9 protein-coding genes are annotated in these 10,833 nt (G+C 70.1%); 5 read left to right on the top strand and 4 right to left on the bottom strand.

Annotated features, from left to right (window positions below):
- Positions 1-332: 332 nt before the first annotated feature.
- From ABGB18_RS45850 to ABGB18_RS45840, 3 genes are all read right to left on the bottom strand, one after another.
- On the bottom strand, positions 333-1,274 hold the full coding sequence (locus ABGB18_RS45850; RefSeq protein ID WP_347701999.1) for an NYN domain-containing protein: 942 nt from the start codon (positions 1,272-1,274) through the stop codon (positions 333-335).
- A 107-nt stretch (positions 1,275-1,381) separates the two neighbouring features.
- Positions 1,382-1,591, bottom strand: coding sequence for an acyl-CoA carboxylase subunit epsilon (locus ABGB18_RS45845; protein WP_347701998.1), 210 nt, complete (start codon positions 1,589-1,591; stop codon positions 1,382-1,384).
- Positions 1,588-3,177, bottom strand: coding sequence for an acyl-CoA carboxylase subunit beta (locus ABGB18_RS45840; RefSeq protein ID WP_347701997.1), 1,590 nt, complete (start codon positions 3,175-3,177; stop codon positions 1,588-1,590). Before ABGB18_RS45840 ends, ABGB18_RS45845 begins: the two co-directional genes overlap by 4 nt.
- A 36-nt stretch (positions 3,178-3,213) precedes the next feature.
- Here ABGB18_RS45840 and ABGB18_RS45835 point away from each other — a divergent pair, with 36 nt between their 5' ends.
- From ABGB18_RS45835 to ABGB18_RS45825, 3 genes are all read left to right on the top strand, one after another.
- Positions 3,214-3,990, top strand: coding sequence for an ABC transporter ATP-binding protein (locus ABGB18_RS45835; protein WP_347701996.1), 777 nt, complete (start codon positions 3,214-3,216; stop codon positions 3,988-3,990).
- Positions 3,987-5,552, top strand: coding sequence for a hypothetical protein (locus ABGB18_RS45830; RefSeq protein WP_347701995.1), 1,566 nt, complete (start codon positions 3,987-3,989; stop codon positions 5,550-5,552). The genes ABGB18_RS45835 and ABGB18_RS45830 overlap by 4 nt, the downstream gene beginning before the upstream one ends.
- A gap of 67 nt (positions 5,553-5,619) precedes the next feature.
- Positions 5,620-8,241 (top strand): phosphoenolpyruvate carboxylase, encoded by a 2,622-nt coding sequence (locus tag ABGB18_RS45825; RefSeq protein WP_347701994.1) that lies wholly within the window; start codon positions 5,620-5,622, stop codon positions 8,239-8,241.
- 31 nt (positions 8,242-8,272) lie between these two features.
- Here the strand turns inward: ABGB18_RS45825 and fdhD are convergent, their stop codons facing one another.
- Positions 8,273-9,115 (bottom strand): formate dehydrogenase accessory sulfurtransferase FdhD, encoded by an 843-nt coding sequence (gene fdhD, locus ABGB18_RS45820; protein ID WP_347701993.1) that lies wholly within the window; start codon positions 9,113-9,115, stop codon positions 8,273-8,275.
- 298 nt (positions 9,116-9,413) lie between these two features.
- On the opposite strand from fdhD, the gene ABGB18_RS45815 reads away from it, so the two are divergent.
- Positions 9,414-10,235 (top strand): biotin--[acetyl-CoA-carboxylase] ligase, encoded by an 822-nt coding sequence (locus ABGB18_RS45815; RefSeq protein WP_347701992.1) that lies wholly within the window; start codon positions 9,414-9,416, stop codon positions 10,233-10,235.
- A gap of 88 nt (positions 10,236-10,323) precedes the next feature.
- Complete coding sequence (locus ABGB18_RS45810) at positions 10,324-10,833, top strand: PH domain-containing protein (RefSeq protein WP_347701991.1); 510 nt, start codon at positions 10,324-10,326, stop codon at positions 10,831-10,833.

Raw genomic sequence — 10,833 nt, 5'->3', positions numbered from 1 at the left:
GACTGGACGCCGCACACGAGGCCCGGGTTGCGACCCGGCGAGAACTACGCCAGGATCCCCTTTAACCACTCCTGCGGCTGATGGGTATTTCCGGCCCGATCTGGTGCATTTTCTCTGACACACCTCGGTGCTCGGCAGAACCCGCGCCCGCCTGCTCGCCGGCTGGACCGGCCCGCCTCCACCCGCGACCTGGCACAGCGCGCCGGACTCTCCGAGCCCGGCGCGAACCGGCACCTCACAGCGCTATTCAGGGCGGGCCTGTGCTCGGCCCACCCGTACGGGCCGCTACGCCCTGTACGCTCGTACGGCGACCGCTGAGGCCCCCTGGAGGGCTACTTGGACGAGACCCCCACCCCCAGGTCGAACTCCCGGTAGACGCGCGCCCAGAAGCCGTCACGCAGCCACACCCGCGCCTCGGGGTAGGGCCGCAGCGAGTGCCCGAGCTCCTTCTCCGCCTCGATGAGCAGCTCGGTGTCGATCACGGTCGGCAGGATCGGCCCCGGCAGCAGGTCGCGGATGTTGTCGCGGCCCCGGGTCAGTATCCACTTCTGCGCCACATGCTCGCCCACGTCCTCCACCCGCGGCCGGCTCGGCCCGAGCTTGGCGACCTGGCCGGGCTTGGCGTGCGGTTTGACGGGCGTGCGCCCGGCGAACACCTGGGCGGGCGAGGGCGCCGCGGCGGGCGGGGTGACCGGAACGGGCTGCGGTGCACGGCTGAAAAAGGGCCTTAGGAAGTCAGCGTTGATCACTTCGACGGTGTCGGACTCCCACACCAGGCGTTCTGCCTGGTTGGTGCCGTAAGGAGGTTCGACGCCCCAAAGATGGATGCGCACGCCGTACGCCTGCGCCGCCTCGACCGCCGGAACCATGTCCTCGTCGCCCGCCAGCAGGATCGTGTCGGTGACCGCATGATGCCGGGCCAGCGCCTCCAGGTCGCTTCGGATCTGCGCGTCCACGCCCTTCTGCTGACCACGGGCGTTCAGGTTGCCAAGCCGCACCTTGACCCATGGAAGCTGGGCGATGACCCGCTGGTCGACGGTGGGCACGCGGTCACGGGCTGCGTCATACCAATAGATCCGCAGAAGTTCGCCGGAAATGCGTTCCTCTGCATGTTTCTGAAGGCTCTGGATGAGCTCATCGGCGGCCACCCGATATTCCTTGCGCTCCTTCGCGCCGAGCAGCACCTCACCCGCTGCAGCGTACAGATAACCGACATCCACCAGGACGGCGTACTTGGCTGCCACCGGATGCGGCATGAGGTCTGGGATGGCCATGTCGTCCTCCAGGCCGCGGAGTTAGTTGATCGGCTGACTATATACGCCTACTTTCTCTAGATAGTCCCAACTCCCGGGGAACTTGACACCCGATTCTCAGGATCTATCTAGGGTAGTGCGCTCATCCGCCATGCCGACTTCCCTGGGACGACAGGCTTACGCATACCTCTAGCCGGGTTTCGCCATGTTTGGCGACGCGGTTGGGGAGGGGTCTCCGGTTGGGTCGCCGGGTTCTCCCGCGCGGCGAGTACGGACACCAACGCGGCGATCTCCTCGGGCGTGGCGTCCCCACGGACAATACGCAGATGGTCCGTCATAGTGGGATGTTCCCATGTTTCTTGGGCAGCGGCGTCGCCCGCTTGTTGCGCAGCGCCCGCAGCGCCCTGACGACCTGGGGCCGGGTTTCGGACGGCCGGATCACCGCGTCCACATAGCCGCGTTCGGCCGCGATGTACGGATTGGCCAACGTGTCCTCGTACTCGGTGACCAGCCTGGCCCGCTCGGCCTCCGGGTCCTCGGAGGCGGTCAGTTCGCGCCGGTAGAGGATGTTGACCGCGCCCTGGGCTCCCATGACCGCGATCTGGGCGGTGGGCCACGCCAGGTTGACGTCCGCGCCGAGGTGCTTGGACCCCATGACGTCGTACGCGCCGCCGTACGCCTTGCGCGTGATGACGGTGATCAGCGGCACGGTGGCCTCGGCGTAGGCGTAGAGGAGCTTGGCGCCGCGGCGGATGATTCCGTTCCATTCCTGATCTGTGCCAGGAAGGAATCCCGGTACATCAACAAAAGTCAGTATAGGAATATTAAAAGCATCACATGTTCGAATAAATCTGGCGGCCTTCTCGGATGCGTTGATATCGAGACATCCGGCGAAATGCATGGGCTGGTTGGCCACGACGCCCACCGGTTGCCCGTCCAGACGGCCGTACCCGACCACGATGTTCGGCGCGAACAGCGCATGGACCTCCAGGAACTCCCCGTCGTCCAGCACGTGCTCGATCGCCCGGTGCATGTCGTACGGCTGGTTCGCCGAGTCGGGGATCAGCTCGTCGAGCTCGGGATCCGGCTCCAGGTCCGTGGCCGCGGCGTAGAGCGGCGCCTCGTCCAGGTTGTTGGAGGGCAGGTAGGAGAGCAGCGCCTTGACGTATTCCAGCGCGTCCTCCTCGTCGGCGGCCTGGTAGTGGGCCACGCCCGACTTCGTGTTGTGCGCGCGCGCCCCGCCGAGCTCCTCGAACGTGACCTCCTCGCCGGTCACCGTCTTGATCACGTCAGGGCCGGTGATGAACATGTGCGACGTCTGGTCCACCATCACCACGAAGTCGGTCAGAGCGGGGGAGTAGACGTGTCCGCCGGCCGCGGCTCCCATGATCAGCGAGATCTGCGGGATCACTCCGGAGGCGTGCACGTTGCGCTTGAAGATCTCGGCGTAGAGGCCGAGCGCGACCACGCCCTCCTGGATGCGCGCGCCGCCGCCCTCGTTGATGCCGATGATCGGGCAGCCGGTCTTGATCGCCAGGTCGAGCACCTTGACGATCTTCTCGCCGTACACCTCGCCGAGCGAGCCGCCGAACACGGTCACGTCCTGCGAGAACACGCACACCTGCCGGCCGTCGATCGTGCCGTGCCCGGTGATGACGCCGTCGCCGTACGGCCGCCGCTTCTCCAGCCCGAACATCGAGGACCGATGCCTGGCGAACTCGTCGAACTCGACGAAAGAGCCCTCGTCCAGCAGCGCCAGCACCCGCTCGCGGGCGGTCATCTTGCCCCTGGCATGCTGCTTCTCCACCGCCGCCGAGGACCCCGCGTGCAGGGCCTCGTCGAGCCGTCCTTCCAGGTCGGCGATCTTCCCGGCAGTGGTGTGGATGTCCGGTTCTTCCGGCACCTTCTCGGCAGCTCCGCTCATGCGCGCAAGGCTAGTCCCTCCTCCTAGAGTGGATCCATGACGGATGCCGTTCGCACGCACGGCCTGTTCAAGCGCTACGGCGGCCAGATCGCGGTGGCGGGGGTGGATCTCGTGGTCCCCGCCGGCAGTTTCGCGGGGTTAGTCGGGCCGAACGGAGCAGGCAAGACCACGACGCTCAGCATGATCACCGGGCTGCTCCGCCCCGACGGCGGCTCGGCCGAGGTGGGCGGCTTCCACGTCTGGCGCGATCCCGTCGAGGTCAAGGCGCGCATCGGCGTGCTGCCCGAGGGACTGCGGCTGTTCGAGCGGCTGTCGGGCCGCGAGCTGCTGCTCTACAACGGCAGGCTGCGCGGCATCCCCAAGGCCGACGTCGAGCAGCGCGCGGACGAGCTGCTGGCCGTGATGGACCTCACCGGCGCCGCCGACAAGCTGGTCGTCGACTATTCCACCGGCATGCGCAAGAAGATCGGCCTGGCGGCCGCGCTGCTGCACAACCCGTCGGTGCTCTTCCTCGACGAGCCGTTCGAGGGCGTCGATCCGGTCAGCGCCAACACCCTCACCGACGTGCTGCGGCGCTTCACCGGCTCCGGCTCCACCGTGATCTTCTCCAGTCACGTGATGGATCTGGTCGAGCGGCTGTGCGACTGGGTGTCGGTGATGAGCGCCGGGCACATCGTGGCACAGGGCACGCTCGCGGACGTACGCGGCGGGCGCAGCCTCAACCAGGCGTTCCTGGAGCTGGTGGGCGGTTCGCGGGACAACGGCGAGGCGGGCCTGACCTGGCTCGGCGCCCAGCCCGGGGGCGAGAAGTGAGCACCGTGCTGCTCTTCGCGCAGCTCAAGATCCGGCTGCTGGCCGGCAACCTGCGCGGCGACGTCCAGCGCAAGCTGGGCTTCATCTTCACCCTGCTCATCGCCGCCGGCCTGGCCGTGCTCGGTTTCTTCCTGATGAGCCTGCTGCGCCTGGTCCCCGATGACATCGCGGCCTCGCTCGTGATCGTGGCGTTCGCGTTCTTCCTGATCGGCTGGATGGTCGTGCCGCTGATGGCGTTCGGGCTGGACGACACGCTGGATCCGGCGCGGCTGTCGCTGTTCCCGCTGCGTACGCACCGCATGGCGGTCGGCATGTTCACCGCGTCCGTCACCGGCGTCTGGCCCGCGGCGATGCTCGTCGTCACCTTCGGCGCCCTGGTCGGGCTCGCCGACGGCGCGGGCGGCTTCCTGATCGGGATCCCGGCCGTGCTGCTGCAGTTCGCGCTCTGCGTGGTGACGTCCAGGCTGATCACCACGGCGCTGTCCAGCGCGCTGCGCACCCGGCGCGGCCGTGACCTGCTGGCCGTGGCCGTCCTGCTCCTGGTGCTGCTCGGGCAGTTGCCCAACCTGCTGATGAACCGCGGCTTCGGCGACCCCACCGCCATGTTGCACGGGATGGCCGCCGTGCTCAGGTGGACTCCGCCCGGCATGGCCGCGCACGCGATCGCCGACGGCGGGCTGACCGGCCTGGCCGAGGTCGCCTTCCTGGCCGTGCTCGTGGCGGTGCTCGCCTGGTTGTGGATCAAGGCGCTCGGCCGGGCCCTGGTCACGCCCGACTCCTCCACCCAGGGGGCCTCCGTGCGCAAGGGCAGCGGCCTGGTCGACCGGTTCCTGCCGGACGGGCCGCTGGCGGCCGTGGTGACGAAGGAGCTGAAGTACATCAGGCGTGAGCCGCGGTTCCGGGTGAGCTGGGCCAGCGCCGTCTTCGTCACGCTGGTGGTGGCGTTCTCGATGGGCGGCAGGGGCGAGGGCGAGGCCGTCAACGGGCTGCCGATCTTCATGACCGCCCTCGGCGCCCTCATGGTCGCGTTGCAGTCGGGCAACGCGTTCGGCATCGACGGCCGCTCGCTGTGGATGAACGCCGTCGTCTTCGGCTCCGAGCGCGACCTCGGCACCGACCTGGCCGGGCGTCACCTGGCCAACGCGGTGATCGCGGTGCCGCTGCTGGCCGTGATCGCGGTCGCCACCGGCCTGTTCGTCGGCCGGCCGGAGCTGATCGTCCCGGCCGTACTGTCCGGGTGGGGCACGCTCGGCGTCGGGCTCGGCGTCGGCTCGGTCACCAGCGTGATCGTCCCCTACAGCGTGCCCGAGCGGATGAACGCCTTCAGCGGCGCCGCCCCCGGCCAGGGCGGCCAGGCGTTCGCGGCGTCGATGGGGTCGATGGTCGGCATAGCGCTGCTGGCCCTGCCGTTCCTGGTGCCGATGGCGCTGGGGCTGGTCTGGGTCTGCGTGGCCGCGCCCTTCTACGGGCTGCTCGCCGAGGTGCTGGGCAGGCGGCTGGCCTCCAAGATCGGCTTCGCCCGGATGCCCGAACTGCTCGCGGCCGTCTCCAAAGCGAGCTGAGGAATGGTCTAGTCCAATCCGTGAGACCGGTATACGGTCATTCCGGCCTACTGGATATCGTCGAAGCATGATTGACCAGGGGCTCGAACGCCGTAGCGCCGCCGTGACCGAGATGCCCGACGAGTTGCGCCACGACGTGCGACTGCTCGGCAAACTGCTCGGCCAGGTGCTGGCCGAGCAGGGGGGCGAGGACCTGCTGGCCGACGTCGAACGATTGCGCAAGGCCGTCATCGCGGCACGAAAGGGCGAGATCTCGGCCGACGAGATCACCGCCATGGTCGCCGCGTGGGAGATCGAGCGGGCGGTCGAGGTCGCCCGCGCCTTCACGTGTTACTTCCATCTGGCAAACCTGGCCGAGGAGCACTACCGCATCCGCACACTGCGCGAACGGGACGCCGAGGGCCGGGTGCAGCGAGAGTCGCTGGCCCAGGCCGTCCACGAGCTCGGGCACGAGCGTGTCGCAGAGCTGCTGCCGGAGCTGGAGCTGCACCCGGTGCTGACCGCGCACCCCACAGAGGCGCGCCGGCGCGCGGTCGTCACCGCGATCCAGCGGGTCAGCGGCCAGCTCACCGAGTACAACACCCCCGGCCGCGGGGCCTCCGAGCGTGCCGACAACAAGCGGCGCATGCTGGAGGAGATCGATCTGCTGTGGCGCACCGCCCAGCTCCGCTCGACCAAGCTCGACCCGCTCGACGAGGTGCGCACGGCCATGGCCGCCTTCGACGAGACACTGTTCCGCATGGTGCCCCAGGTCTACCGCTCGCTGGACGCCGCCCTCGACGAGCGCACCGGCACCAGGCCGCCCCAGGCCAGGCCGTTCATCAGATACGGGAGCTGGATCGGCGGCGACCGCGACGGCAACCCCAACGTCACCTCCAGGGTCACCCGCGAGACCATCCAGATCCAGTCCGAGCACGTGCTGAACGCCCTGGAGACGGCCTGCACCCGCATCGGCCGCACGCTCACCGCCTCCGCCCAGCTCGCCCCCTGCTCGCCGGATCTGAAGTCGGCGCTGACCGCGGCCGTGGACGCCTATCCCGAGGTGGTCTCGGAGCTGGCCACCCGCTCGCCGCGCGAGCCGCACCGCCAGTGGCTGCTGTTCGTGGCCGCCCGCATCGGCGCCACCCGCCGCCGCGACCTCGACCTCGCCTATCGCGCGCCCGCCGAACTGCTCGCCGATCTCCTCCTGGCCCAGGAGTCGCTGGCCGCCGTCGCGCCGCGACAGGCCTACGGGGAGCTGCAGCACCTCATCTGGCAGGTGGAGACGTTCGGCTTCCACCTGGCCGAGCTGGAAGTACGCCAGCACTCCCAGGTGCACGCGGCGGCCCTGGAGGAGATCGAGGCCGGCGGGGAGCTGTCGGAGCGCACCGAGGAGGTGCTGGCCACGATCCGGGCGATCGGCTGGATCCAGGAGCGCTACGGCGTCCCGGCCTGCTCCCGCTACGTGGTCTCCTTCACCCGCTCCGCCGCCGACGTCTCGGCCGTCTACGAGCTGGCCAGGCACGCGCTCGGCGCGCGGGCGCCGGTGCTGGACGTGGTGCCGCTGTTCGAGTCGGGACAGGACCTGGCCAATTCGCCGCACGTGCTCACCGGGATGCTGGACATCCCGCAGGTGCGCGAGCGCCTGGCGGACAACGGCCGGCGCATGGAGATCATGCTCGGCTACTCCGACTCGGCCAAGGAGCTGGGCCCGGCCGCCGCCACCCTGCGGCTCTACGAGGCGCAGGAGGAGCTCACCGCCTGGGCCGCCGCGCACGACGTGAAGCTGCGCATGTTCCACGGCCGGGGTGGCGCCCTCGGTCGCGGTGGCGGCCCGGCCAACCGCGCGGTGCTGGCCCAGGCGCCCGGCTCGGTCGCGGGCCGCTTCAAGGTCACCGAGCAGGGCGAGGTCATCTTCGCCCGCTACGGTCACATCGCCATTGCCCGCCGGCACCTGGAGCAGGTGGCCAACGCCGTGCTGCTGGCCTCCTCGCCCACGGTCGGCGCCCGCACCGCCGCCGCCGCCGAACGCTTCCGCGGCCTGGCCGAGCAGGTGGCCTCGGCGTCGGAGCAGGCCTACCGCTCGCTCACCGAGGCGCCGGGGTTCCCCGAGTGGTTCGGCCTGGTCAGCCCGCTGGAGGAGATCGGCACGCTGCGCCTGGGCTCCCGCCCGGCCCGTCGCGGCCTGGGCGCCCCCCGCTCGCTCGACGACCTGCGCGCCATCCCGTGGGTGTTCGCCTGGGCCCAGACCCGGGTCAACCTCCCCGGCTGGTACGGCCTGGGCACCGGCCTGGCCTCCGTCGGCTCTCTCGACGAGCTGCGCGCCGCGTACACGGAGTGGCCGCTGTTCAACGCGATGCTGGACAACGCCGAGATGTCCCTGGCCAAGACCGACCGCTCGATCGCCAAGCGCTATCTGGCCCTGGGCGGCCGGGAGGACTTCGCGCGGCAGGTCCTGGAGGAGTATGACCGGACCAGGGACCTGGTCCTGCGCGTCACGGGCCACAGCCGCCTGCTGGAGAACCGCAAGGTCCTCTCTCGCGCCGTCCAGCTCCGCGACCCGTACGTGGACGCCCTGTCCCACCTGCAACTGCGGGCCCTGCGCGCGCTCCGCACCGGCACCCCGTCGGAGCAGGAGCGCGAACGCCTGTCCACGCTGCTGCTGCTGTCGGTCAACGGGGTGGCGGCGGGCCTGCAGAACACCGGCTGAGCCAGCCGCTCGCGGCACACCGGCTGAGCACTCATTCTGTGATCAGCCGGTGTTCGCCCGCGTAGACGTTGCAGCGCTCGCCCCGCAGGAAGCCCACCAGCGTCACGCCGAACTCCTTGGCCAGCTCCACCGCCAGCGACGACGGCGCCGACACCGCGCACACCACCGGCAAGCCCGCCGCCAGCGCCTTCTGCATGATCTCGTAGCTGGCCCGCCCGCTGACCATGAGCACGTGCTCGGCCAGCGGAAGCCGCTCGGTCAGGGCGGCCCAGCCCACCAGCTTGTCCACGGCGTTGTGCCGGCCCACGTCCTCCCGCACCGCGACCGGCGCGCCGCCGGCCGAGAACAGCCCGGCGGCGTGCAGCCCGCCCGTCTTGCCGAACACGCCCTGGGCCGCGCGCAGCGCCTCCGGCAGCTCGTACAGGACCTCGGGGGAGACCCGCAGCGTGCCGTCGGGGATGGGCGAGCAGCGGTCGTGCAGCGCGTCGAGGCCGGCCGAGCCGCAGACGCCGCACGCGCTGGAGGTGAGGAAGTGCCGGTCCAGGGCGGGCAGGTCGGGAATCGGGCCGCGTATGTGGACGGTCACGGTGTTGTAGCGGGCCTCCGGCGGGAGGTCCTCGTCGGTGCAGTAGGCGATGGCGGCGATGTCGCCCGGGCGGACCAGGCCCTCGCCGTGCAGGAACCCGGCGGCCAGCTCGAAGTCGTGCCCAGGGGTGCGCATGGTGATGGCCACGGTCCTGCGCTCGCCGTCGGGCGCGGTGAGCCGGATCTCCAGCGGCTCCTCGGTGGCCAGGTCGTCACGTCGCTCCCGGGCGACGGAGCCGTTGAGCTCCTTGATCTTCGTGCGGGTGATGGGCCCCGGCCGCGTCTTCACCCGCTCCACCCGGCGACGAGGGCACGAAGCTTTGCGCGATCTTTACTATAAAGCCGCGAAATATCCCTCACCGCGCACCCAGCAGCGGTGCGTCGCTCAAGGATCTGCCAGGCATGGCGCCTGGCACTCCGGACCTCCATGAACGCCCTCCATGACTCCGGGTGGCGGTTGGGCTCGCGCGACCCCACGCCGGAGGGCCGCCACGAGGCCCGGAGACGCGGATGGAGAGACGTGCTCATGCCCCTATCTTCCCCTCTCAGAGCGGTGCCAACAGCGGGCCATCAGCGAAGATAGGGGGATGCCCGACTCGCGCTACTCCGACCTGGACCGTCCTCCGCTCTCCGAGGCGGCACTCATCCGTGCGCTGATCCGCCCCGGCTCCCTGTGGACGAAGCTCGCCGTCGTCGACAGCACCGGCTCGACCAACGCCGACCTGGCCGACGCCGCCCGCGAGGGAGCGGCGGAGGGGACGGTCCTGGTAGCGGAGGCCCAGCTCGCCGGTCGCGGCCGGCTGGGCCGCAACTGGTCGGCGCCGCCCCGCTCGGGGCTGACGTTCTCCATCCTGCTCAGGCCGACCCTGCCGCCCGCCGCACAGGGCTGGTTGTCCCTCATGTACGGGGTCGCCGCCGCCTCGGCCGTGCGCCGCCTGGCCGAGGTGGACGTCCGGCTCAAATGGCCCAACGACCTGCTGGTCGGGGAGCGCAAGCTGGCCGGTGTGCTGGCCGAGCGGGTGGACGACGCCGTCGTCATCGGCATGGGCCTCAACGTCTCGCTGCGGCAGGAAGAGCTCCCCGTCGAGACGGCCACCTCGCTGGGCATCGAGGAGGCGGCGTGCGTGGACCGGGACCCGCTGCTCAGGGCCGTACTGCGGGAGGTCGAGAGTCACTACCGCGACCTGACGGACGCGGCGGGCGACGCGGAGGTCGCCGGGCTGCGCGCGGCCTACGTCGCGTCGAGCGCCACGATCGGGCGGCGGGTCAGGGTGGACCTGCCCGGCGGCCGGTCGCTGACCGGCCTCGCCACGGACGTCGACGGCTCCGGGCACCTCGTGGTGGAGGACTCGGGCGAGCGCCACACGCTCAGCGCGGGCGACGTCGTGCACGTGCGTGCGGAGAAGTAGGGGGCACGTGCGCGCGGAGAATTAGGGCGTACGTGCGCTTTCAGTCGGCTGCGTGGCAGCCGGACGGGGATGGTGGCACGATTTGCCCATGACCCTTCCCGACCATCATCTGACGCAGGGTGAGCGGCGAGTCCGATCCTTCCATCCCCACTGGAAGCGGCTCATCGTCCCCTTCATCGCGCTGGTCCTCATCGTCGTCGCCGCCGCCCTGGCGGTGTACTTCATGCCGGAGTGGCAATACGCCGGCTACGCCAGGATCGCCGTCGTCGTCATCGGCCTCATCCTGCTGACGATCTGGTCGTTCGTCCCCTACCTGCGGTGGAAGAACACCGGCTACGTGCTGACCACCCACCGCTTCACGATCAGCACCGGCGTGCTCAACAAGTCGACCGACGAGATCCCGATCACCAAGGTCAACACGGTCAGCTCCGACCAGACCTTCGCCGAGCGGCTGCTCGGCTGCGGCACGCTGACCGTCGAGTCCGCCGGTGACCGGGGCGAGATCGTGCTGCGCGACATCCCCAAGATCCAGGATGTCCGCACCGACCTGTTCAGGCTCGTCGAGGACGCCTCCGACGGAGAGGTGGACGGCCGCTGA

It is taken from the genome of Nonomuraea sp. B12E4 (genome assembly GCF_039871825.1).
Lineage (GTDB): Bacteria > Actinomycetota > Actinomycetes > Streptosporangiales > Streptosporangiaceae > Nonomuraea.
Note: the sequence above shows the minus strand (reverse complement) of the source record. Positions and strands in the feature narration are given on the sequence as shown.